This window comes from Streptomyces sp. NPDC002133, assembly GCF_040296405.1.
Taxonomy (GTDB): domain Bacteria; phylum Actinomycetota; class Actinomycetes; order Streptomycetales; family Streptomycetaceae; genus Streptomyces.
The window spans coordinates 1-22,194 of the sequence record NZ_JBEOXF010000093.1 but is presented as its reverse complement, the minus strand read 5'-3'; the positions used below and the strand labels follow the sequence as shown (position 1 = coordinate 22,194).

The window sequence follows — 22,194 nt, the reverse complement described above, 5'->3', positions numbered from 1 at the left end:
ACACTCACGCGGAACCGAAGACCAACTTCGCCCCCGATTCACCGATCCGCCAGTGGACCCAATACCCGGCCAAGGCTGCGTGACGAGCCACTAGCGTTCTCTCAGGCGCTGGCTGCGGAGATCCCTGGGCCGCCGCATTCGGAGGTCGAATCGTGTCCGTGGACAGCCGGCGTGGACCTCTCGGACACCCACGTGATCATGCCGATGTCGTGGGGTTCGGTGGGCAAGGTGGCACCGCGGGTTCTGGACCTGGCCAGTCGTCATGGGCTGGTGTGCTTCGATCCCCAGACCGAGGTGCTGCATGTTCCTCCTAAGTTGCGCGGAACGGATGGGCTGAGGCTTCAGCCCTGCGCAGGGCTGCCGGTTGAGGACCCCGACCCGGACGTGGTTGAACGGGCGGTTCACCAGGTGTCCGGGCAGAACTGGTTTTTGATTCTGGAGAAGAGGCTGGGCCGCTATGTCCAGGTGGGGGGCGAACTCCGGGGCAACCGCTGGTTTCGCTGTTGAACACCGGGATGGCTCACCCGATCGGCATTACCGGTGTGTGGTCAGCGAGATAGATCAGGTGGCTGCGATCTTCGAAGACTTCGTTTCGGGTGAAGGTGCCTGGAGTGTTGACGTGCAGTGGGAGAAGTTGTCGATCTAGTTGGCCGCGTGGGCAAGGACCCGGCGGCCCGCGGCCGCCGGGTCCTTTTGTTCTGTGTGGGGTCAGGTGACGTTATTGCCTGCCCTGGTCATGGGGTTCGCCGCAGCGGGGTGACGTCGGGGCCCGTGGGCATGGCGGGGCGGGCGGCCTCAGGGTGGCGAGCAGGGCGACGATGGTGACTGGCTGCTGGCAGTGAGGGCAGTTCCGGGTGGCGGTTGGGGCCAGGGGGTCACGCTCAGGGACGGCTGGACGTGGTCCGCTCGTGGTGTGGATCTGGGTGGTGGTGGAAGTTCAGGCAGCGCGGGCGGTGCCGACGCTTCACCGAGCCGGCGGGCGCGTTCTTCGTCGCGCTGACGGTCGAACTGGATCTCCTCACCCGGCGGATGGGCGATCACCGCGACGTTGCGGCCAGTCTGGTGCGGCGGGCCCCGGTCGGGACGGGCGTGCGGCCCGCCGCTCGCCCGTCCCCTCGGGCACGCCTGCCCACAAGGGAGGCGTGCCGCCTGAGGCCTTCTCTGCGTGGCGGCAACCTTTCAGGGCAGGGGGTGCCGCCGGGTTGGGGTGTGCGGAGGGTCGGGCGCCTCGGCTGCCGGCGCTACGCGGCGATGTGGTGCCGTGTGCCTCGCTCGCGGTCCCGGTACGGGGCGAGGAACGAGGTGAGTGCTGCCACGGTTTGTTCGGGTGCTTCTTCGGCGAGCCAGTGGCCGCAGTCGGGGATGATGAGGCCCTGTACGTTGTCGGCGGCCAGTTTCATCGTCTTGGCGACGCTGTCGCCGCCGCTTGCTGCTCCGCCGAGTGCCAGGACGGGCATGGTCAGGCGTGGGGTTTTGCGTTCCTTGTTCTGTGCGGCGCTGGTGTCGAAGGCGCGGTAGAACCCGAAGCTGCCGCTGAGGGCGTCGGGGTGGGAGGCGAAGCCGCGGATGTAGTGCTTGATGGCGTGGGCGGGCAGTTTGTTGACGGCGTTGATGTCGTACTCGTAGCCGAAGAAGATGTCTTCGCGTCCTGTGACGAGCTGTTCGTTGAGTTTGGCGAGCCGGTTGAAGCCGATGTGCCAGATCCTGTCGTTGAGCTGGTCGGGGGCGAAGACGGGTGGCGAGGGGCTGATGCCGGGGAGGAATGCCTCGGCGACGACGAGGCGGTCGACGCGGTCGGGGTGGTCGGCGGCCAGGGCGTAGCCGATCGGCATTCCGGTGTCGTGGCCGGCCACGGCGAACCGCTGGTGGCCGAGCGTGTCCATGAGGGCGATGAGGTCGTTGGCGAGGGTGATGGTGTCGTACCCGTCGCGGGGCTTGTCGGAGAGCCCGATACCCCTTTGGTCGACGGCGATGACCGTGAAGTCCCGGGCCAGCGCGGGCATGACCAGTCGCCAGGCGTACCAGGTCTGGGGCCAGCCGTGCACCAGCAGCAGGGGCGGTCCCTCGCCTCCGACGACGGCGTGCAGGCGCACGTTGCCCGTGTCGATGTACCGGCTGGTGAACGTCTTGGCGAACCCCGGCGGCAGGTGCGGCGCCTTGGAGACGGAGCCGAAGCCCTGCGCCGCCGGGCCGGGGAGTGGGCCTTGCGGGGCTGCCGCGGCCGGCTGGGCGGAGAGCAGACCGGCGGATCCGGCGGTCACGGCCGCCATCGCGGCGGCCGAGGCGGAAAGGAATGTCCGGCGGGAGTGGGGCGGGAGCTTTTCGGGCACGGTGTACCTCCTGGGGTTGTCTGATGTCGATGAAAGGGTGCTGGTCACGGGGGAGTGCCGAGGGTGGACCGAGGCGGGTCGAGGCGGGCTGGGCCCACGGCGCCGGTCAGGGCGTCAGCTGGGCGGTCAGCAGGGTGTCGGCCGCGGCGATGTCACCGCTGATCCATTGCGGCTTCGCGGGCTGCCGCTTCCAGAGGGCGAGCAGCAGTTCGGCGGCGGTGGCCTCCACCGTGGCCGGCGCGGGTTTTGAGTCCAGCGGCCGGGCCTGGGGGATGTCGGCCGGCGGGATCAGCCAGCCGTGGCCGGTGTCGGTGGCGCGCACGGCGACCGGCGCCGACAGCGGCTTCGCCTTGTCGCCGCGCCAGACCAGGGGCAGCAGCGTGGTGAGGACCTCGTCCACGCCGTCGGCCGCGACGAGCGGATCGAGGTGCACCTCGGCCCCCAGAGCCAGCTGCGCGTCGACGAGGTGGACCGTCGTGTCCTGGGGCTCGCGGCGGAACCAGAACGCCGCCACCGCGTCCTCGAAGCCGAACGCCCAGCACGGTGCTGCGGGGTCGGTCCTCTCCAGGGTGGTCAGCAGCGAGGCCGCGCTCTCGGCGTACCAGTCGGGGAGCTGTTCCCCGGCTGCCGGGGCGAACCGCTCACGGGGCGGCTGTCCGGTCCGCAGCACGGTCGCCACGGAGCGGTACGACTGCCCCATGTGGGAGGCCAGGTCGTGCAGGCTCCAGCTGCCGCAGGTGGGCACCGGGGTGCCCGGGTCGGCGGTGCGCAGCAGCCGCTCGAACGCCGCCACCTTCTCGCGCAACGTGGCCAGATAGGTGTCGGTGGCGAGCGGCAGCGAAGCGGGGGACTGGTTCACGGCGGCCTCCAGTGGGGTGGGTGAGGGGCCCGGGGCATCGGCGAGCGCAGGCTTCCGCGGCCCGGGGCCCGGCCTTGCGGCAGGAACCCGTTCAGGGGCAGATCGCGTGATTGCCGCCCTGGGTCTCCGGAAAGCATGCACATCTGGCTTTAAAGTTGCAAGTCAGATGAGTGTGCTTCGGCCGGGTGGGGCTGCCGGGTGTGGTTGCGGGTGCGGAAGGCGGTGCGGTCACGGGGCCCCGGCCGCAGGGGCAGGGTGCGCCCGGCCCGTGCCGGAGCCGTCAGGGCTCCACGGACCTCACCGCGGGTGATCACCTGGCGCACTGGAGGCGCCCAGGTGGGGCAGGCGGCGAAGGCGCCGTCCTCGGGCTCGGTACGACACCCGTTGCCAAGGCTTGGTCGAGTCGCGCCAGGTGTCGCACCGAGCGAGGCCAGGCGGTGCCGAGCGAGGCCGAGGGAGGCTCGACAAAGCCAGGCGCAGCCAGGCGGGGCCAAGTAGGGCCTGGCTGTGAGGCGTTGCTCCGCGGCGGCGTGTGGTTGCCGCGGCCCCGGGGCGAGAACTCAAGGACACCAGTCGCTGGCGGCGGCGTCCAGCTGGTCAGGGATCTCGGCGCGGGGGCGAAACGCAAGCGGCTGTTGCAGGGCTGGTGGTAGGCCCGTTCCTCGCGCGGTTGTGGTTGAAGCGTTCGGCGTTGCTGTTGGCCTGTGGCGTCGGGGCCGGTGCGTCGTGGGCTGGTCCGAGGTGATGGCGGGCCGCTTTGGGACGTCGGCTCTCTGGCTGGGGGCTGGTGCTTTGATCTTCCTCAGTGCTCTGTACGCGCTTGCGCGGGAAGTGTGTCGCACGGGGGCGACAGCCCGAAGGCAGACGTGGGGCCTTCCCCTGTGAGTCCGACGGGACCTTCACCGCGCGGTACCGAGCACCTCCCCGACCCCTTACTCAGCGTGACGTCACCGGCCTGCTCCTCGATGCCCGACCCCACCGCGTAGCCGGTGGTGCCGAACAGTTCCAGCCCGGTGGCGGTCAGCCGTGTTCGCCGCTCCTTGCGTCGCTGTGCCGCGTCACGACCCCCGTACCGGCGTCCCCCGCCCCGTGCCGTCACGCCCACCTCACTGCTTTCCTGTCGGACTCCTTGACAGCATGCCCGACCCGTCTGACCCTGCTCCGTGTCAGATTGAGGCTTGGTAGGCGGCCCGCACGAGGCGTGCAAGGACGGAGAGTCATGACGGACGAGTCGGTGCGCCGTGCGACGGGAAGACCGCTGTTCCGCTCCGCCCGGTCGCCGCTCGAGGGTCGGGTGGTCGCGGTCACCGGCGCGGGTCGCGGTATCGGCCGGGCTGTCGCGGACACCCTGGCGGGGGCCGGCGCCCTGGTCGCGCTCGGAGACCTGGACGAGGCGTCGGCCCGAATTGCGGCGCAGGAGATCTGCCGCACCGCGGACGGCCACACGGCGGGCTTCGCCCTGGACGTCACGGACACCGCGTCGTTCGCGGCCTTCCTGGACCGGGCGGAAGAGCGGTTCGGGCCCGTGGATGTACTGGTCAACAACGCCGGGATCATGTGGGTCGGGCCGTTCGCGGACGAGGCCGAGCAGACCGCGGTCCGCCAGTTCGACGTGAACGTGCACGGGGTGCTGCGCGGGATGAAGCTCGCGGCGCCCCGGATGCGCGCCCGCGGCACCGGACACATCGTCAATATTGCGTCCGCGGCCAGCAAAGTGACCCCTATGGGCGAGGCCACCTATGCCGCCACCAAGCATGCTGTCCACGGCTACAGCTCGGCAGTGCGGGCCGAACTGCGGGGCAGCGGTGTCCAGGTCTCCCTTGTCATGCCTGGTGTCGTGGACACGGAGCTGGCGGTCGGCACCAGCGCCGGCCCCATCCGCCGTCTGACCCCGCAGGACGTCGCCCGAACGGTCCTGAGCGTGGTTCTCCGTCCCCGGCCGGAGGTGTTCGTGCCGCGGCACGTCGGTCTGGTCCCGTGGGTCTCCGCGCTGCTGCCGGCCAAGGCCCGGGCAGGGTGGCTGCGGTTGGTCGTGCCGGACCAGCTGGCCGCGCTCACGGACCCGTCGGTACGTGTCGCCTACGAGCGCGACAGCGGCACGGCGACACAAACCGGCGGTGCCGCCCCACAAACCAAGGAGAGGGCAGATCGATGAGCGCGCCCGGCACCGGGCAGCCACCGCCCGGTGACGCCCTCAGCGCCGGCATGCGCACGATCAGGGAATTCGCGGGCGTGCACGAGGTGTGGCCACGGGGCGACCGGCTTCAGGCCGTGCGCGAGGCCGCTCTTGCCTATCGCGAGCGCTTCCGCGGCCAGGGTCGGATCCACGCGGTGCGCAGCTTCGACATCGCGGCCGCGCCGTACCCTACCCGCTACGCCTTCCACGGCGCTGCGATCGGCCCGAACCCGTTCGTTAACATCGTCAACCGGGTACTGGTCGTGCACTTCGACGGCTTCGACAAAGTGCCCAGGACCCTGGTGTGGGAACCCACCGTCGCCGCCGGGTCCAGCACCGCCCCCTTCTACGCCCAACTCAAGCGCCTGGCGGGCGACTTCCTCAGCGACCGGGTATTCACCCGCTACTATCACGAGCCCGAGGAGGTGCTGCCCCTGTGCGGTCTGCGTCCGGAGGACGTCGACTACGTCAGCTTCGACCACCTGCACGTCCAGGACGTCCGGCTGATCATGGGCAGCTCCAAGCCCCTGGCCGGACAGGCGGCCCCGCCCGAGCCGCTGTTCCCCCGCGCATCCCTGCTGGTGCACCGCAAGGAGCTGGGCACCTTCGCCTCGCCGCACCCGATGCAGTGGGCCTGGTACGTCGACGGCGGCATGGACGGTGTGCCCGAGGACCGCGTCGCCGCCTTCGACGCAGACGTGGAACTCGGCGTCGGCGTGAGCCTGCTGTGGACGCCCGGCCACACCGACGGCAACCACTCGCTCGTGCTCAACACCCCCGACGGCATCTGGGTCTCCTCGGAGAACGGTGTGGCGGCCGACAACTGGCAGCCCGAGCTCTCCCGGATCCCCGGGGTCAGGCGGCACGCGCGGTTCTTCCGGCACGAGATCGTGCCCAACGCCAACACCCTCGAGGACTCCCTCGACCAGTACGACTCCATGGTCAAGGAGAAGACGCTCGCCGACCGCAGCGCCCGGGACCCGCGGTGGCTGCAGATTCTGCCGTCCTCGGAAATCGCCCGCTGGAAGCGGCAGTGGCCGGTCTGGCCCACGTACTCGCACGGCGGACTGCGCTACGGGAGCTTCCCGGGCGAGGCCGCGGAAGGCCGAGCGGAGACCCCGTGACGATCGCCCCACCCTTCGCATGATCGCCGCCGAGGGCGCCGAACTGGCCATGATCGAATGGCGCGGTGCGCCCGGGCGGCCGACGGTCGTCCTCGTGCACGGCCACCAAGGTCCCCAGGTGGTGGCGTCCGGAGCGATGGACGTTCATCGACCAGGTCCCGAGGACCTCGGTTGGGAAGTCGACAAGAAGGTCCTTCGATCCCGGCACGCCCAGGGCGAACTCACCGTGATCCACTGCTCCAGCCAACGTTCTTGAGCTTGGCCGCTGCATCGACCTCCTGCGGATCGCCCGAACACAGCCGCTCGCGTCCAGCTGTTCAGCGGGCCTTGACCCTTGATCTTGGACACTCGAGATGCTGATCTTGAGGATCTGAGAACAGGAGTCACCTCATGGTGATGAAGTGCTATCCGCCGGGGCAAGGCGGACGTGGTCGCGTTGTAACGGTCGCGGCCGGGAGCAACGATCAAGCAGATAGCCGCCGATCTGGGAGTCAACACGGAGCCGCTGCGGAACTGGATACGGGCCGCGGAGGGCGTATGGCCTGCCTTGCCAAGCAGCGGCGCGTGTGGTGAATTCGGGTGGTTGGTCTCACGGGCTGGGTGTCAGTTGCTGTTCGGCCCAAATGATTTTGCCGTCTGGTGTGTGGCGGGTTCCCCATCTGCGGGCCAGTTGTGTGACGAGGAGGATGCCGCGGCCGTTCTCGTCGGTGGTGCTGGGGTGGCGAAGGCGCGGGTAGCTGTTGCTGGTGTCAAAGACCTCGCAGGTCAGCATCTCGTGCCGGATGAGGCGCAGGTGGATCGGGCCGTTGCCGTGGCGGATGGCGTTGGTGACCAGTTCGCTGACGATCAGTTGGGTGGACTCGGCCAGGTGCTCTAGTCCCCACTGATGCAGTTGACGGGTGGTCAGGGCTCGGGCGCGGCTGACGGCGGCTGGGTCGTCCGAAAGCTGCCACGAGGCGACCTGGTTCGGGCCGAGTGTGTGGGTTCGGGCGAGGAGCAGGGTGACATCGTCACTCGGTGCCTTGGTGGACAGTGTGTCCACCGCGGTCGAGCAGAGGTCTTTGAGGGGGAGGTCTGGTCGTGCGAGGGCGGCGGCCAGGCGGTTCATGCCGGTGTCGAGGTCGTGGTTGCGGGCTTCGATCAGGCCGTCGGTGTAGAGGGCGAGCACGCTGTTCTCGGCCAGGTCCAGTGTCACGGATTCGAAGGGGACCAGTCCGAGGCCGAGTGGGGCTCCGGTGGGCAGGTCGGGGAAGACGACGTGGCCGTGCGGGTCGACGATCGCGGGCGGGGGGTGGCCTGCCCGCGCCATCGTGCACTGCCGGGTGACCGGGTCGTAGACGGCGTACAGGCATGTGGCGATCATCGTCGCGGTGTCGGGGTCCTCGGGGTCGGCGTCTTCCTCGGCGAGGCGGGTGACCTGCTCGTCGAGGTGGGCGAGGAGTTCGTCGGGGGGCAGGTCCATGCTGGCGAGGGTGCGTACGGCGGTGCGCAGCTGGCCCATGGTGGCTGCGGCGTTGATGCCGTGTCCGACCACGTCGCCGACGACCAGGGCGAGGCGGGCGCCGGGCAGCTCGATCACGTCGAACCAGTCGCCCCCGACGCCTTGGTGGCTGTCAGCGGGCTGGTAGCGCCAGGCCACAGTGGCGGCTGTTCCGCCTGTTGCGTGGTGGGGGAGCAGGTGGCGCTGCAGGGAGAGGGCCGTGGAGCGTTCGCGGGCGTACTGGCGGGCGTTGTCCAAGGACAGCGCGGCCCAGCTGACGAGTTCCTCGGCCAGCAGCAGGTCCTCCTCCTCGAACGGCACGGAGTCCGCCATCCGCACGAACACCGCCACTCCCAGCACCGCACCCCGCGCGCGGATCGGAACGATCATCAAAGAGTGCATCATGTGCTCACGGACCTTCTCCGCCCGCGCCGCGTCCTGGTGGTCCAGCCACGTGCCAGGGTCCAGCAGCGGCTCGAAATGGGACTTCCCGGAGCGCAGGACGCTGGTGAAGGGCGACGCCGGCGGGACGAAGACCGGCTCTCCCCGCGTGAACAGGGACTCCGGAACCTCCTGGTGGACAGAGGCCAGCCCCGCGCGGCAGAAGGCGGGGATGTGTCCGCCCCGCGGGCCGAGGCGCGCGAGCGGATCCTCGCCGAAGGGGACCGACTCCACCAGGTCGACGGTGGCGTAGTCCGCAAGGAGCGGCACTGCGAGGTCGGCCAGTTCCTGGCCGGTCCGCATGACATCCAGGGTGGTGCCGATCCGCTTGCTGGCCTCGCCCAGGATCGCCAGACGCTCCCGCGCTCGCCGACTGTCGGTGACATCCACCGTCACGGCGCACACGCCCAGCGCACGGCCCTGTGCGTCGTCAAGGCGGAAGAAGGAGGCCATGAACGTGGGTTCATGGCGCGCATGCGTCGGAGCGAAGGCCCGGAACTCCACGTTGGTCGTCGGAACGCCGCTCTGAAGCACCTGGCGCATCAGCGCCTCGAGCATGTCGGCCTGCGGTCCGGGTGCTGCCTGCGTCAGCGTGTGCCCCAGCCGCTGCTCGAGCGGGATGCCGTCCCTGAGGCCCTGGGTGTCGTTCACCCAGGTGCAGCGCAGTTGGGTGTCGCGGATGACGACACCTATCGGCAGGCGGCTCGGCAGGTGCAGCGCAGCCGGGAGCGACTCCAGCCCAGATCCGTTCGCCGGGCGCGAGGGAAATGTGGCCTTGTTGGTCGCGGATACGATCCACCGCGCCCGGCCGTTTTGTCCGGAGAGCGCCTGCACCCACAGGCGCACGTCGATGCTGTGGCCGTCGCGGTGGCGGACTGTGGTGAAGCCGGACCAGCGGGAGGCACTGCCCGGCTTGGCGAACGCCGATGCCTCAGCCCGGTCGCCGGCAGTCGCCAGCAGGACGGCACCGGATCGGCCCACCACCTCCACAGCCGAGTAGCCGACCAGCCGCTGGGCGGCCTGTGTCCACCCGACCACCGTCCCCTCCACATCCAGCAGGGCTATCGCCGCGCCGCTTGCCTGAAAGGCTGTCTGATCTGCGGCGATTTCCGTTTGTGCAGAACTGTCCATCGGTCATTCCTTTTGTGCCCCGCGCGATGAGGTTCGCGGATGCTTGGCCGTTGGCGTGCGCGCCGTCGGGTGCCGGGTGGCGGGTGCCCGGCGGCAACGGACGGGCGCTTCACCGCGGGGTTCGTGATGGAGAGGCTGTGACAGGGCAGCCTTGACTCATCTGGGGTGCTGCGATGCCCGCGTTGTGATCACGATGGTGACGGCACCCGCGAGAGCGGCGGCTTCGGCGATGGTTCGGCTCGTTTGCCGCACCCTCGACGAGACGCTCCCCATCGACATCCTGGCCACCCACTACCCAGACGCCCGCGGCCAGATCATGCTCAACGTCGCCCTCACACTCCCGTACGGACTGCGGACGCCCAGGGCCGTCCAGGCAGCAGCAAGGGCCCGGAGCCGGGTGCGGTCCGGGCCCTTGCTGCTGCGTGCTCGTCCACGGGGGTGACGTCCGGCATGCGTTGCCGTGCTCATCCCCCGTCCGCAGGAAGGTTACGTCGCAACCGTGACGGCACCTGCTGGCACCTAGCGCCGGCTACCGGCCGCACGAAGCCCGACAGCGAGGTGGCCGATCTGGACGCCAGGTGCTCGTTGCCGTGCGCAGCAGGGGCAGAGTCTGGAGCGGGCCTGGCAGCAGGCCGTGGACGTCGAGCGTGCGTCAGAACGCCGCCGCGCCGCTTGTGGAGCACCATGTCGGCCGCTTCGGACGCCGTGCTGATCACGCTGCTTCCGCTTGCGTCGTGCCGGGGATCGCTCCCTGGGCGCGCAGCCTGGCGATCTCGGCGGGGGCGAAGCCCAGTTCGGCGAGGATTTCGTCGTTGTGCTCGCCCAGGTCCGGTGCCCGCCTGGCGGGGACTTTCGGCACTCCTCGTAGGTTGACCGGGCTGCTGATGGTGTGGTCAAGCCCGGTGACGCCTTCCAGGGGCACGACGATGTCGTTCGCGCGCAGCTGCGGGTCCCACGCGGCCTCCTCCGGTGTCTGAATGGGGCTGTAGGTGATGCGTTCCCGGTCCAGGGCGTCCTTCCAGTGGGCGAAGGGCTGCGAGCGGAATGCGGCGTCGAGCAGCTCGCTCGCCGCGGCGGCGTTCTTGACCAAGCCCTCGATGCCCGCGAATCGGGGATCCTCGCCCAGTTCGGGGCGCCCGATGGCCTGCGCCAGCGCCGGCCAGTTCAGGGGTGAGGTGGCCAGCATGAACCATTGGCCGTCCGCGGTCTGGTAGGGGTTGGTCAGCGCGTTCACCGGGGCGTTGCGGTCGTGCAGCTCGAACGGTGTGCCGTTGGCGAGCGCGCCGGCGACGAGTGTTCCGGTGGCCCAGACGCCCGTGGCTATCAGTGACGTTCCGACATTGGCGCCTTGTCCGGTCCGTTCGCGGTGGTAGAGGGCGGTCGCGATCGCGGCGTAGACGGCGATCGCCGTCGTGTAGTCGCCGCTGCCCCAGACCGGTACCGTCGGCGGGGCTCCCGCGTCGCGGGTGGAGGCCAGCAGCCCGCTGCGTGACCAGAAGGCGGTCAGGTCGAAGCCCGGCTGGCGGGCGTCGGGGCCGGCGTCGCCGAAACCGGTGAGGTCGGCGTAGATGACTCTCGGGTTCCAGCTCGAGACCTCGTCGTAGCCGAGGTGCAACTTCTCGCGCGTGCCGTGCGGGAAGTTGGTGATCACCACGTCGGCCCATTCGACGAGGCGCTTGAGGACCTCGGTGGCCGCCGGCGACTTCAGGTCGATCACCATGCCGCGCTTGTTGCGGTTGGCCAGGTGCCAGCTGTAGTTGGCCTGTGCCCGGGGGCTGGGCGGCACAAAGCTCAGCCGCCGCTGGGGGTCGCCCTGTCCCGGCGGCTCGATCTTGATGACGTCGGCTCCGAAGTCGGAGAGCATGGTGGCTGCGGCCGGTGCCGCGATGTAGCTGGCCACGTCGAGGACCTTCAGGCCGGTGAAGACGGATTCAGTGGTCATTGCCGTCACCCCACGAAGGCGCTGTGGCCGGTGATGGACTTGCCGACGATGAGGGTCTGCATCTGGTGGGTGCCCTCGTAGGAGTAGAGGGCTTCGGCGTCGGCGAAGAACCGGGCGATGTCGTAGTCGAGGAGGATGCCATTGCCGCCGAAGATCTCGCGGCTCCAGGCGACGGATTCCCGCATGCGGGCCGCGACGAACTCCTTGGCCAGTGCGGACTGCTCGTCGCGGAAGATGCCCTGGTCCTGCAGGCGGGCGAGCTGTACGAGCATGCCCCAGGAGGCGGTGATGTTGCCGAGGCTCTTGACGAGGAGGTCCTGCACCAGCTGGAACTTGGCGATCGGGCGGCCGAAGGCGATGCGCTGCTTGGCGTAGTCGAGTGCGAGTTCGTAGGCGCCGATCATGACGCCCAGGGCCTGCCAGGCGACTCCGCTGCGCGTCTGGCGCAGGATCTCGGCGATGTCCCGGAAGCCCTTGATGTTCTGCAGCCGGTTCGCTTCCGGTACGCGGACGTCGGTAAGGGTGATCTCGGCGTTCTGCACGATCCGCAGCGCGATCTTGCCCTCGATCTTCTCCGGCTTGAAGCCGGGGGTGCCCTTCTCGACGACGAAGGCCTTGACCTTGTTGTCGTCGACGTCCCGCGCGAAGACCACGACGTAGTCGGCGAAGGTGGCGTTGCCGATCCACTTCTTGGCGCCGTTGAGGGTCCAGGTGTCGCCCTCGCGCTTGGCGGTGGTGCGCATGCCGCCGGAGACGTCGGAGCCGCCGAGCGGTTCGGTCAGTGCGAAGGCGCCGATCTTGTCCATCGTGGCCATGGCGGGCAGGAACCTGTCGCGCTGTTCCTGGTCGCCGCCGTAGTAGATGGAGTAGAAGCCGAGCCCGTTGTGGACGCCGAAGAAGGTGGCGCACGAGGCGTCGGTGCGGCCCAGCTCCATGGCGAGCATGCCGCTGAGCAGGTGGCTGATGGCCGGCTGGTGCTCGCCGTAGCCCTCGTAGGCCAGGGCGATCAGTCCGCTGCCGCGGAACTTCTCGATCAGTTCCTGGGGCAATTCGCCCTTCCCCCAGGCATCGTTGACCAGCGGCTTGACCTCATCACTCATAAGGGTGCGGGCCTTGAGCAGTATCTTGCGCTCGTCGTCCGGAAGCAGGGCCTCGTAGAGGTAGAAGTCGGCGGTGAGCTGGTCGTCCAGCTGTGTGAGGGGGGTGGCGTGGGTGGTCATTTCAGTTCTCCTTGTTGTACTGGTTGGGGCGGTTGTCTTCCAGGGCGGACAGGACGGCGAGTTGCTTGCGGTCGCGGGCTTCGGCGAGGTCGGTGTACGGGGTGGAGGCGTATGCCTTCTCCACCGCTTGGATGACTCGCTCCCGGTCCTCGGGGTCCTTCGAGGGTTCACCGAGATCCATCTGCTGCATGGACTTGCCGATGTGCTCGGCGATGTGGCGGTAGCCGCCGGGGCCGCCGCCCAGGTGCCCGCCGAGGAACGGCCCGACCGTCGCCCAGCGGATGCCGAGCGAGTGGGTCACGACGGTGTCCAGGTCCTCGGGGGTCACGACGCCCTGCTGGACGAGATAGACGGCCTGGCGGTTGAGTGCGTTCTGCAGCCGGTTGCCTACGAACCCGGGGATCTCCTGGCGTTCGACGACGGGGGCGCGGCCGACGAAGGTGTAGAAGTCGACGGCGGCCTGCACGGCTTCCTCGGTGGTGCGTTCGCCGGGTACGACCTCGACGAGCGGCAGCAGGTGGGGCGGATTGAAGGGATGTCCGATGAGGATGCGGTCGGCGTCCTCGAGCTCCGTGGTGAACGCGGTCGCCGGGATCGCCGACGACGAGCTCAGCAGCAGTGCGTGTGCGGGGGTCTCCCGGACCAGCTGGGCGAACAGCTCCTTCTTGAACTCGACGCGCTCGGGTCCGTTTTCCTGGACGACGTCGGCGTCCCGGACGGCTTCGGTGATGTCGTTCGCGATGTGGACCCGGTCGGCGAGGCCGTCGGTGTCCAGGCCCTGGGCGGCGAGGTGCGGGGTGAACTCGGCCAGCGCGGTGTCGATGGCCTCGGCGAGATCGGGGCGCGGGTCGCTCACGCGGACGGTCAGGCCGTGGCCGGCGAACAGTGCCGTCCAGGACAGTCCGATGGTGCCCGCGCCGATCACGGCGGCGGTGCGGAAGCGGTGTGTCATCGCGTGCCTGCCTTGAGGTAGTCGAAGACCGGCTTGACCGGGGCGAGGGTCAGGTCGGTGAGGATGTGGCTGGCGGAGACGATCTCCAGGACGGGCAGGTCGGCCAACGGGGCGAGGACGTGCTGGAACAGCTGCAGCCGCGCGGGGCCGGTGTAGGCGGCCTTGACCACGACGTCGGTGATCTCGGTGCGGACCAGCTCCTGGACGCGCGGGGCGCCGTCGTAGCCCGGGATGATCTTGAGCATGAAGGTCGGCACGGTGATCTGTGCTTCGGCCTCGCGCAGGTCGAGCGGATAGTGCTTGTAGCCCATGGTCGCGGTGGCGACCCGCAGCGTGCCGTAGTCGAGGGTGCCGACCAGCACGTCCTGGTCGACGTAGAGCTTCGGTGCGCCGATGACCTTCGGGTAGGCACTGTTCTCGCGTCCGGCCGCTGTTGCCGGGAAGTTGTCGAGGTACATCGCGTGCAGGTACTCGCCCCGCTCGCCGTCGAAGCTGACCTGGATCGCCTGGCCGCCCTCGGTGTAGGGGCCGAACCCGGTGACGTCGTTCATCTTCATGATCTCGAACCGGACCAGCGGCTCCTCTACCTGCAGGGGCTCGGGGACGACGGCGCGCAGCGCATCGGGGTCGGTGCGGTAGACGATGTTGAGGTACTCGCGGTCGGTGAACCACGGCACCACGGGCGCGAAGGCCGGGCGGGTCAACGGGGTGGTCCCGTGGCGTCGTACGTCTTCGATCCTCATGTCACTTCCCTGTCCATTCCGGGGTGCGGCGCTCAGCGAAGGCGGTCATGCCCTCGCGTACGTCGGCCGAGGCCATCAACGTGCCCATCACCCTGCGCTGCACCGCGAACGCGTCGGCCTCCGGCACTCCGTCGGCGGCCCGTACCACCGTCTTCACCGCCGCCAGCGCGAGCGGTGCGTTCGCCGCGAGCTGCTCGGCGCGCAGGAGGGACTCGTTCACGGCTTGACCGGTGGGGACGACCTGGTTGGCCAGGCCCAGCTCGCCGGCCCGTTGGCCGCTCACCGGCTCGCCGGTCAGCAGGAACTCCATCGCCAGGTGGTAGGGGATGCGCTGGGGCAGCCGGATCACGCCGCCGCCGGCGGCGATCAGGCCCCGCTTGACCTCCGGCAGACCGAAGTGCGCGTCCTCCGCGGCGACGATCAGGTCGCAGGCCAGGGCCAGTTCGAAACCGCCCCCCATCGCCCAGCCCTCGACAGCGGCGATCAGCGGCTTCGTCCGCTCGACCTCGGTCACGCCGCCGAACCCGCGTCCCGGGATGTTCGGGGACTCGCCGCGCAGGGCGGCCTTGAGGTCCATGCCGGCGCTGAAGGTGCCGTCGGCGCCGGTCAGCACGCCGGCCCGGAGCCCGGGGTCGGCCTCCAGTTCGTCCAGGGCCTTCGCCAGGAGGGCGGCGACCGCGGCGTTCACCGAGTTGCGTGCCTGTGGGCGATCGATCGTGATCAGCAGGGTGGTGCCCACCTGGTGGGTGCGCACGTCAGTGGTGCTCATGGCTTGCTTCTCTCAGCGGAGGTACAGGAAATCGGGGTTCAGTGGTCGGACGGCTCGGCGAGGACATCCAGGCGAGGCCGTCCTGCGTGCTGTGCGCCGGTGCCCCCTCGACATCGGCGGTGCCAAGCCCGTGGGACCCTCCGCCGCCTGGAACTTGTGCCCCGCCAGATGCTCGAGCAGGTTGAACGCCAGCAACGTGTCGGTCATCGGGACCTCGATGTGCTGGCCCTGCCTGGTGCTGCAGCGGTGCAGCAGGGCGGCGAGCACGTAGACGATGGTCAGTGAGGAGACCTTGTTCGCGATGACGGCCGGCAGGCAGACCGGCGTTCCCAGCGCGCGTAGGCCCAGGGGAAGAGGGCGAGCGCGAAGACGATGCTGCAGTGCCCCAAGGAGAACCAGAAGCCCACCGACAGTGGCCGTTGGCCCTCATGCATCAGCTTGCGCGGGGTGTTGTCGATGGCCGCGATGTGGTCGGCGTCGAAGACGTGCCTCATGCCCAGGCTTTATGGCGTGACGCCGATCCCGATGCCGAACGTCCGTGTGCCGGCCCTCGGGGTGGAAGCCCCGGGGGATGTCCTCGCCGGCGAGTGAGTGGCAAACGTGCAGGACGAAGACTGTCCCGCGCTCGCCGCGGAAAACGGTCGGTGATCTCCAGCCGATATGCTTGGCGGGCGATGGGGGAGTCCAGGTGGTGGGACATGTTCGCATTCGCATTCTTGCGTGACTGATCCGGATGGCATGCGAGGGCGGCGATATCTGAAATCCGGGTTCCGCCTTCGCCAGGGTTCTTCGTCCCTGTGTGAGCTCCGGCCCTGCTTGCATGTCATCCTCGCGAAAACGCGCGCCTGATTCTGTCGGGCGGCCTCCAAACACCACAGGCCGAAATCCCGAGCCTGCGCATGGTGTCCCCTCAAGTGACGATGTGGGGTTAACCCCACGGGCGTACCCGCGGACCAGCTCGGCCGCACCACCGCCAGTCACCCGATCGCGCAGAGCGCGTCCGGAGTGATTGTGTCCGTGTCTGAGGGTGCTGTGAAGTGCGCACGTTTCCATGATCGGGTACCGCGCGGGGTGGGTGCTGCGGTTTGATCGTCTTGTCACCGATCGTCGTCGTTATCCCTCGGACCTGACAGATGAACAGTGGGCGCTGGTGGGTCCGTTGGTCCCTGCACGACCGGTGAGTATCGCGCCGGCCAAGCACGAGCTGCGGGAGATCGTGAACGCGGTCCTGTACGTGGCCAGGACCGGGAATCCACGGCGGTATCTGCCGCACGACCTGCCGCCGCACACCACCGTCTACGACTACTTCGCCCGATGGGAGGCAGACGGCACCGCCGAGCGGATTCACGACACACTGCGCGACGAGGTCCGCCGGAGGAAGGGCCGTCGGATCCTGCCGAGTGCAGCGGTCATCGACGCCCTCGTCGCCATCACCGCACTGCCACGACACGGCTGACCCGCTACCACCGTCCCTACGACCCGGGAACCTGGAGAGGCCGACAGACCGGCAGATCCCGCACGCCCACGTCCGTACAGCACAACGGCAGCCAACGCCACCGAACCGCAGGCCACAACACATCACCGACCGATGGATCCGGGCTAAACCACGGCACCGTCCCTGCCCACCCACGGCCCGAGGAACCTCCAAGAACCCGGCCCGCGCGTCGGGCCTCAGCCACCACCCGGCCACGATCAATCAGGACCACCGCTTCACAGCGATCAGACCAGGTCAGCCACGCGTAGCGAAACAAGAAGACTAGCTCTTGAGATACTCCAGGACCGCGAGCACTCGTCGGTGCTGCGAGGACTCCGCCTGCTGCAGACCCAGCTTGAGGAAAATGCCGGTGACGTGCCGCTCGATCGCAGGAACAGTCACGACCAGCTTTGCCGCAATGCCGGCATTGGAGTGCCCCTCTGCCATGAGGGCAAGAACCTCACGTTCCTTGGGCGTCAGCAGATCGAGCGGGCCAGCCGCGCGCTTACGGCCCACGAGGCTGGCAATCACGTCCGAGTCGAGAGCCGAACCACCACTCGCCACGCGTTCCACCGCGTCACTGAGGATCTCGGGCTTCGCGACCTTCTCCTTCAGCAAGTACCCCACACCGCCCGGGTTGTCCCCGACCAGATCGAGGGCGTAGCTCGCTTCGAGGTACTGCGACAGCACGATGACGCCCATCCCAGGATGGGCGGCTCGAATCTGCATGGCAGCCCGCAGCCCGTCGTCCGCCAGGCCCGGAGGCATCTGGATGTCTGTGATCACCACGTCGGGCCGGTGTTCCGCAGCGGCCTGCACCAAGTCGACAGCGTTGTCGACCGCCGAGACGACATTGATTCCGGCACGGGTGAGAATCATCGCGACACCCTCCCGGACGATCGGTTGGTCGTCACCGAGGATGGCGCGGATCGCAGCTTTCATGACCCATCCTTTGACAGGTTCCACGCGATGATGGGCACGCCTTCGGCGTGTGGCTTGGGGCAAAGTCCACCGCATGTCCACCGCATCAGGTCCCTCACGACACCGGCGGCTCCGTCGGGGATCGATATCAGGAGTCCGAGTGCCTCCTCACTTGCGGAGCCCGGCTCCGCCTGAAAGGCCACGAGCTACCGACCCGGCGCGTCGTTGACGGCGAAATTCTGGTAGACCAGCTCGAGCTCGGGGTGGTGGAAACACCTGCATGTGTATGCCTTGGGCCACACGCCTTCACGGACTCAACGATGAGACGCGCCAGGCCTGGGTCGTCGGGGTTGAGGCAGCGTACGCGCGCAAAGCGCGGCACTGCTCTCCGTGATCTCGTCCCAGTCTACGTAGAACTTCCGTGACGCGGGGTCGAAAAGACATACCGCGCCGCATCGATTCGCAGGGAACAATGCATTGCCCAGCTGGATTGCCGCGATGACATCAAGGCGCGGTCCCAGGAGCGGGGCCGGGACGTTCCAGCGGGCCATCAGGAGCAGTACATCGGGGGATGATCGCGGCCCGAGCAGCTCTGGCTGCGGGCTCGCGGCCCCGCGCCCGGCCGGCCGGCCGGTGCAGGTTTTCTGCATCGTAGGCATCGATCCGGAATACCCGTATGAGTGCGTTGAGCGGCTGAGTGCGTTGAGCGGCCGGTCGGAGGGCCGTTTGTCGCGGCTCAAGGCGGGCGCAACACCCCTCGCTGATCCAGGCCGGCGCGGCGACCTCTTCGCGGCGGGCCCTGCCGTCCCTCGAGGCTCACCGTCCGGCAGACCGAGCTGTGCCGGTGTCGTCGCTGCCCCTGCGAGCGCGTATGAACTCGCCGAGCGAGTCAACGCTGTGCATGTGAATTACGTGTCACGTGCACCCACGGCGGGTGGCAAGCCGTGGGGTATTCCCCACAGTCCTCGGGGGGAATGCCTGCAGTGAAATGGGGAGGTCGCTCGACAGCTTGTTCGGCGCCGACCGGAACATGATGGGGATCAACCCGGAACCGGTACGGAATCTTCCCCACCCGGCGATCCGGATTCGCGTCGCAGATAAGACCAAGGGCTTCCGACCCCTCCCCCAAGGAGTGCTCCGTGTTCCAGCAGTACACCCCGAAGTCGCCAGTCCTCGAGCCCCCGGCCGCAGACTTCGCGAAGGCCACGGTCAAGCCGCGGTACCTGTTGGACCTGGGGTCGGCCGCGGGCCGCAAGGCCGTGGACGAGGCCCAGTCGGGCGACATTGCCAAGCCCGCGGTGGACGACGAGTGGGGCACCGTCGATGGCGGCCCAAGGCTCGGTCGTGTCTGTGCCCGCTCAACACTGAGCGCCACCGCGGCCTCGTTCACTCAGAGTTCCTGAATCAACGCGGTGCGGAGGCGTTGCCAGCAGGTGATCGCGCAGGCGAGCTCGAGGAAGGCTTCGTGGAGCGCCTCACCAGGTCATGTCGGCTTTGCTGTCGCCGCACGGGCCGGAAAGTCTCCGTGAGCCCTCCGCTCCGCCGCCCGACAAGATCTTGATCTTTCAATTCCGGAGAACGCCATGCCCACATCCACACTGATGACCGAGGACCTCCCACACCCGCCGGCACTCGCCGATACCGGGAACGGCCGGCACCGTGGACGAGCAGCGTCCGAAGGCCTGCGGGACCTCAAGCGTGCCGGTGAAGGACGGCATCGCCGACTCAACGCTCTGCATTCCCCAAGGAGAGACGTGAGCCGGAGCGCCTCCCGCACCGGGCGACCCGCCCTCGAAGGGCATGCGAGCGGGAAACCAGGTGAGAGCAGCGCCCAAGCGCCACGAGAACCCTTCATGGATCGACGCGCCCGCACCCCCGATGACACCCACGCGGAGATGCTCGCCCCGCTGTGCCCCGGCATGGCGAACGGCCCTGACAGCACTGCACCGGATGCCGCCGACCTCGTCGCGCGGTTCGAACGCGAAGCCCTGCCGTTTCTCGACCGGTTGTACGCAGCCGCCACATGCATGACCCGCGACCGCGCCGCCGCAGAGGACCTGGTTCAGCAGACGTATCTGCGGGCGTTCGACGCCTTCGGGTCGTTCACGGGGACGAGCCTGAAGGCCTGGCTGCTCCACATCCTGGCCGACACCGCGCACGGCGCCAACGGCGAGAGGCAGAACCTGCCGCGCCCGGGCCCATCGACGGGACAGCCCCGCCACCGGCTGCCGGGTACGAAACACTCGACACCCTCTGTTCCTCCGACGGCCGCAGCACAGGCCCTCGACCTCCTGCCCGACCACGAGGTGAAGGCCGCGCTCAACCAACTCCCGCGGCAGAACGCAATCGTTGTGCACCTGGCTTACGTGGAGGACTTTCCTCCCGAGGAGATCGCGGAGATCCTGGACATCCCCCCGGGCACCGCGATGTCCCAGTTGCACCACGGACGACAACGCCTGCTCCGGCTGCTCATCTACGCTGGACGCCGTCCGTCGGTGTGACCGCCACGGTCACACCGACAGGGGCGACTCGATCATTCCGTTCCCCACCACGAGCACACACGCTTGAAACACCAATGTCCGACCCGGACATGAGATCGGCACAACCCCCAGGAGCACACATGCCAACCCTTGACCGTCAGGACAACGTCTTCGTACTCGACCTGGGAGACGATGAGAACCGCTTCCACCCCGACTGGATCGCATCCGTCAACGCCGCCCTGAACGAAGTGGAGAAGGCAGAAGGGCCCCGTGCCCTGGTGACGACCGCGACGGGCAAGTTCTACTCCAACGGCCTGGACCTGGAATGGCTGAGCGCCCACGCCAACCAGCAGGAAAGCTACCGCAGCTCCGTCCACGAACTCTTCGCCCGCGTGCTGTCCCTGCCGGTGATCACCGTGGCCGCCCTGCAGGGGCACACCTTCGCCGCCGGCGCGATGTTCTCCCTCGCGCACGACTTCCGTGTCATGCGTGCCGACCGCGGCTTCTGGTGCCTGCCCGAAGCGGACATCAACATCCCCTTCACGCCAGGCATGGCCGCCCTGATTAAGTCCCGGCTGGCGCCGCAGACCGCGCACGAGGCCATGGTCACCGCCCGTCGCTACGGTGGGTCGGACGCCGCGGCCGCCGGGATCGTCGACCGGGCGGTGGACGAGAACGCTGTGCGTTCCACGGCCGTAGAGATCGCGGAGGCACAGCTCGGCAAGGCCGGCGACACCCTCGGCACCATCAAGTCACGTATGTACGCTTCGGTCCTGGCCACCCTGCGCGATGCAGCCGACCCGCTCGGCTGACACCGCCATCAAGCACGTTCGTCAATAGCCACCCGCATCGGCTACTTCCACGTCGGCACCGGATCATGCCTTCGAACTGCCGCACCCGCTCGGGGTACGGGACGAACCTGCCGATCGTCAGGTAGGGCTCAATGAACTCCCGTTCCCCCTCCGCCAGCTCCACCCGCGTCACGCAAGACGATCGACCGGATCAGGTCCCGCCGGTTTGGCGCATGTGCGCAGATTGATCACAACCCAATACGCGACCCGCGAAGTCGGTCCACAATGCGGGCCGGGGCACGGTCGCCCGGCGGTCGTAGTGTTTCCCGGAATCGGTCCACTGACGACCGGCTTCTTTAACCATCGGCCACCCCATGGCGACCGGGTCATCGCCCAGAACACCGACCCTGGTCGACTCCGAGGACCCCCATGTCGTCCACTCGCCTGCCGCACTTCGCTGGCGGCGTCTGGCCGAGCGGCACGCAGTCGGGGTCTCGCACAGCCGCACGAGGTCATGTTGACCAAGCTCCGCGTGCTCGGTGCCCTGGAGCACAGCAGAGCCCCAAAGGGCACCCCCAAGACCGGACGAACGGGCAGCAAGCATCACCCGCGGTCGTCCACGCCCGTGACGCCGGGTGAACGGCCCGTTTCCGGGCGCTGGGCACTGGGCGCTTCAGGCCGCATCGGGATCTGCACCAGGATCGAGGTGCCGCCCCCCGGGGGCGACTCGATGGTCAACGTACCGCCGAAGGCGGCCAGGCGGTCCGCCAGCCCGGTCAGACCGCTGCCGGCCGTGGTCTCGTCCACGCCGCCGATACCGTCGTCAACGACTTGGATCCGCAGGACCTCCCCGAGTTCGAGGGAGATGTCGATCCGGGACGCCTGGGCGTGCTTGACCGCGTTCGTCACGGCCTCGGCCACGATGAAATACGCGTTCGATTCAACAGCAGAGGGAATCCTCTGGTCACACTTGCTGTCGACGACGGCGGGTATCGGGCACCGGTCCGCCAGGTCCTTCACCGCCGCCGCCAGTCCCTTCAGCGTCAGCACAGACGGGTAGATCCCCGATGCGAGTTCCCTCAGCTCGTCGATCGCCGTCTGCGCGTCGGCGATGGACTGGTCCAGCAGCTCGGTCGCGGACGATTCCGCATCGGCGATCACCTCTCGCGCGAGCCGGAGCCCGATCATCAGGCTGATCAGCCGTTGCTGCGCCCCGTCGTGCAGGTCCCGAGCCGTGCGCCGGTGTACCGCATCGACACTCTCCATGATGCGTGTGCGGCTGTCCTGCAACGAGGCCGCCATGGTGTTGAAGGACGTACCCAGCGTGCCGATCTCCGCCACGTTGCTGGGGGTGATGCGCA

19 protein-coding genes and 1 pseudogene are annotated in these 22,194 nt (G+C 68.6%); 9 read left to right on the top strand and 11 right to left on the bottom strand.

The window, feature by feature from the left end; all coding sequences use genetic code 11:
* The first annotated feature begins 171 nt into the window (after window positions 1-171).
* On the top strand, window positions 172-507 hold the full coding sequence (locus ABT078_RS40290) for a hypothetical protein (protein ID WP_351237063.1): 336 nt from the start codon (window positions 172-174) through the stop codon (window positions 505-507).
* 734 nt (window positions 508-1,241) lie between these two features.
* Here the strand turns inward: ABT078_RS40290 and ABT078_RS40285 are convergent.
* Both ABT078_RS40285 and ABT078_RS40280 read right to left on the bottom strand, forming a co-directional pair.
* Window positions 1,242-2,330, bottom strand: a complete 1,089-nt coding sequence (locus ABT078_RS40285; protein WP_351237061.1) for an alpha/beta fold hydrolase — start codon at window positions 2,328-2,330, stop codon at window positions 1,242-1,244.
* Between the two features lie 106 nt (window positions 2,331-2,436).
* Window positions 2,437-3,189, bottom strand: coding sequence for a maleylpyruvate isomerase family mycothiol-dependent enzyme (locus ABT078_RS40280; RefSeq protein ID WP_351237059.1), 753 nt, complete (start codon window positions 3,187-3,189; stop codon window positions 2,437-2,439).
* 1,219 nt (window positions 3,190-4,408) lie between these two features.
* Here ABT078_RS40280 and ABT078_RS40275 point away from each other — a divergent pair.
* From ABT078_RS40275 to ABT078_RS40265, 3 genes are read left to right on the top strand one after another with little or no spacing between them, the layout of a single operon-like run.
* Window positions 4,409-5,344: an SDR family oxidoreductase gene (locus ABT078_RS40275; protein WP_351237057.1), complete on the top strand. Its 936-nt coding sequence runs from the start codon at window positions 4,409-4,411 to the stop codon at window positions 5,342-5,344.
* Complete coding sequence (locus ABT078_RS40270; RefSeq protein WP_351237055.1) at window positions 5,341-6,489, top strand: MBL fold metallo-hydrolase; 1,149 nt, start codon at window positions 5,341-5,343, stop codon at window positions 6,487-6,489. Before ABT078_RS40275 ends, ABT078_RS40270 begins: the two co-directional genes overlap by 4 nt.
* A gap of 19 nt (window positions 6,490-6,508) precedes the next feature.
* A complete protein-coding gene (locus ABT078_RS40265; RefSeq protein ID WP_351237053.1) occupies window positions 6,509-6,745 on the top strand; it encodes a hypothetical protein in 237 nt (78 codons plus the stop codon).
* A 333-nt stretch (window positions 6,746-7,078) separates the two neighbouring features.
* On the opposite strand, the gene ABT078_RS40260 is transcribed toward ABT078_RS40265, so the two are convergent.
* Window positions 7,079-9,541: a SpoIIE family protein phosphatase gene (locus ABT078_RS40260; RefSeq protein ID WP_351237051.1), complete on the bottom strand. Its 2,463-nt coding sequence runs from the start codon at window positions 9,539-9,541 to the stop codon at window positions 7,079-7,081.
* 229 nt (window positions 9,542-9,770) lie between these two features.
* On the opposite strand from ABT078_RS40260, the gene ABT078_RS40255 reads away from it, so the two are divergent.
* Window positions 9,771-9,983, top strand: a complete 213-nt coding sequence (locus ABT078_RS40255; protein ID WP_351237049.1) for a hypothetical protein — start codon at window positions 9,771-9,773, stop codon at window positions 9,981-9,983.
* A 270-nt stretch (window positions 9,984-10,253) separates the two neighbouring features.
* Here the strand turns inward: ABT078_RS40255 and ABT078_RS40250 are convergent, their stop codons facing one another.
* The 6 genes and pseudogenes from ABT078_RS40250 to ABT078_RS40225 all read right to left on the bottom strand — a co-directional run.
* Window positions 10,254-11,483, bottom strand: a complete 1,230-nt coding sequence (locus ABT078_RS40250) for a CaiB/BaiF CoA transferase family protein (protein ID WP_351237047.1) — start codon at window positions 11,481-11,483, stop codon at window positions 10,254-10,256.
* A gap of 5 nt (window positions 11,484-11,488) precedes the next feature.
* A complete protein-coding gene (locus ABT078_RS40245) occupies window positions 11,489-12,703 on the bottom strand; it encodes an acyl-CoA dehydrogenase family protein (RefSeq protein ID WP_351237045.1) in 1,215 nt (404 codons plus the stop codon).
* Window position 12,704: 1 nt separating this feature from the next.
* On the bottom strand, window positions 12,705-13,655 hold the full coding sequence (locus ABT078_RS40240) for a 3-hydroxyacyl-CoA dehydrogenase NAD-binding domain-containing protein (RefSeq protein WP_351237043.1): 951 nt from the start codon (window positions 13,653-13,655) through the stop codon (window positions 12,705-12,707).
* Window positions 13,652-14,398 carry an acetoacetate decarboxylase gene (locus tag ABT078_RS40235; protein ID WP_351237041.1) on the bottom strand — a complete coding sequence of 249 codons (747 nt, stop codon included), beginning with the start codon at window positions 14,396-14,398 and terminating at the stop codon, window positions 13,652-13,654. The genes ABT078_RS40240 and ABT078_RS40235 overlap by 4 nt, the downstream gene beginning before the upstream one ends.
* A gap of 1 nt (window position 14,399) precedes the next feature.
* Complete coding sequence (locus ABT078_RS40230; RefSeq protein ID WP_351237039.1) at window positions 14,400-15,167, bottom strand: crotonase/enoyl-CoA hydratase family protein; 768 nt, start codon at window positions 15,165-15,167, stop codon at window positions 14,400-14,402.
* 353 nt (window positions 15,168-15,520) lie between these two features.
* Window positions 15,521-15,712: pseudogene (locus ABT078_RS40225) on the bottom strand (HoxN/HupN/NixA family nickel/cobalt transporter); the annotation flags it as partial.
* A gap of 506 nt (window positions 15,713-16,218) precedes the next feature.
* Here ABT078_RS40225 and ABT078_RS40220 point away from each other — a divergent pair.
* Window positions 16,219-16,623: a transposase gene (locus tag ABT078_RS40220; RefSeq protein WP_351237037.1), complete on the top strand. Its 405-nt coding sequence runs from the start codon at window positions 16,219-16,221 to the stop codon at window positions 16,621-16,623.
* A 300-nt stretch (window positions 16,624-16,923) separates the two neighbouring features.
* On the opposite strand, the gene ABT078_RS40215 is transcribed toward ABT078_RS40220, so the two are convergent.
* Window positions 16,924-17,583 (bottom strand): response regulator transcription factor, encoded by a 660-nt coding sequence (locus tag ABT078_RS40215; protein ID WP_351237035.1) that lies wholly within the window; start codon window positions 17,581-17,583, stop codon window positions 16,924-16,926.
* A 1,118-nt stretch (window positions 17,584-18,701) separates the two neighbouring features.
* Here ABT078_RS40215 and ABT078_RS40210 point away from each other — a divergent pair.
* The 3 genes from ABT078_RS40210 (at window position 18,702) to ABT078_RS40200 (ending at window position 20,854) form a co-directional block, all read left to right on the top strand.
* Window positions 18,702-18,965, top strand: coding sequence for a hypothetical protein (locus ABT078_RS40210; protein ID WP_502981544.1), 264 nt, complete (start codon window positions 18,702-18,704; stop codon window positions 18,963-18,965).
* Between the two features lie 450 nt (window positions 18,966-19,415).
* Entirely contained in the window at window positions 19,416-20,063 is a 648-nt protein-coding gene (locus ABT078_RS40205) for a sigma-70 family RNA polymerase sigma factor (protein WP_351237033.1), read from the top strand.
* 119 nt (window positions 20,064-20,182) lie between these two features.
* Window positions 20,183-20,854, top strand: a complete 672-nt coding sequence (locus tag ABT078_RS40200; RefSeq protein ID WP_351237031.1) for an enoyl-CoA hydratase-related protein — start codon at window positions 20,183-20,185, stop codon at window positions 20,852-20,854.
* Between the two features lie 582 nt (window positions 20,855-21,436).
* Here the strand turns inward: ABT078_RS40200 and ABT078_RS40195 are convergent.
* On the bottom strand, window positions 21,437-22,194 hold a 758-nt coding region (locus ABT078_RS40195; RefSeq protein ID WP_351237029.1), incomplete at its 5' end, for a sensor histidine kinase.

Coding starts and splice junctions, on each gene's coding strand:
- ABT078_RS40245 (WP_351237045.1), bottom strand. CDS start 12,703: ATGACCACCCACGCCACCCCCCTCACACAGCTGGACGACCAGCTCACC.
- ABT078_RS40200 (WP_351237031.1), top strand. CDS start 20,183: ATGCCAACCCTTGACCGTCAGGACAACGTCTTCGTACTCGACCTGGGA.
- ABT078_RS40255 (WP_351237049.1), top strand. CDS start 9,771: ATGGTTCGGCTCGTTTGCCGCACCCTCGACGAGACGCTCCCCATCGAC.
- ABT078_RS40205 (WP_351237033.1), top strand. CDS start 19,416: ATGGATCGACGCGCCCGCACCCCCGATGACACCCACGCGGAGATGCTC.
- ABT078_RS40260 (WP_351237051.1), bottom strand. CDS start 9,541: ATGGACAGTTCTGCACAAACGGAAATCGCCGCAGATCAGACAGCCTTT.
- ABT078_RS40275 (WP_351237057.1), top strand. CDS start 4,409: ATGACGGACGAGTCGGTGCGCCGTGCGACGGGAAGACCGCTGTTCCGC.
- ABT078_RS40250 (WP_351237047.1), bottom strand. CDS start 11,483: ATGACCACTGAATCCGTCTTCACCGGCCTGAAGGTCCTCGACGTGGCC.
- ABT078_RS40240 (WP_351237043.1), bottom strand. CDS start 13,655: ATGACACACCGCTTCCGCACCGCCGCCGTGATCGGCGCGGGCACCATC.
- ABT078_RS40220 (WP_351237037.1), top strand. CDS start 16,219: ATGATCGGGTACCGCGCGGGGTGGGTGCTGCGGTTTGATCGTCTTGTC.
- ABT078_RS40215 (WP_351237035.1), bottom strand. CDS start 17,583: ATGAAAGCTGCGATCCGCGCCATCCTCGGTGACGACCAACCGATCGTC.
- ABT078_RS40230 (WP_351237039.1), bottom strand. CDS start 15,167: ATGAGCACCACTGACGTGCGCACCCACCAGGTGGGCACCACCCTGCTG.
- ABT078_RS40270 (WP_351237055.1), top strand. CDS start 5,341: ATGAGCGCGCCCGGCACCGGGCAGCCACCGCCCGGTGACGCCCTCAGC.
- ABT078_RS40235 (WP_351237041.1), bottom strand. CDS start 14,398: ATGAGGATCGAAGACGTACGACGCCACGGGACCACCCCGTTGACCCGC.
- ABT078_RS40265 (WP_351237053.1), top strand. CDS start 6,509: ATGATCGCCGCCGAGGGCGCCGAACTGGCCATGATCGAATGGCGCGGT.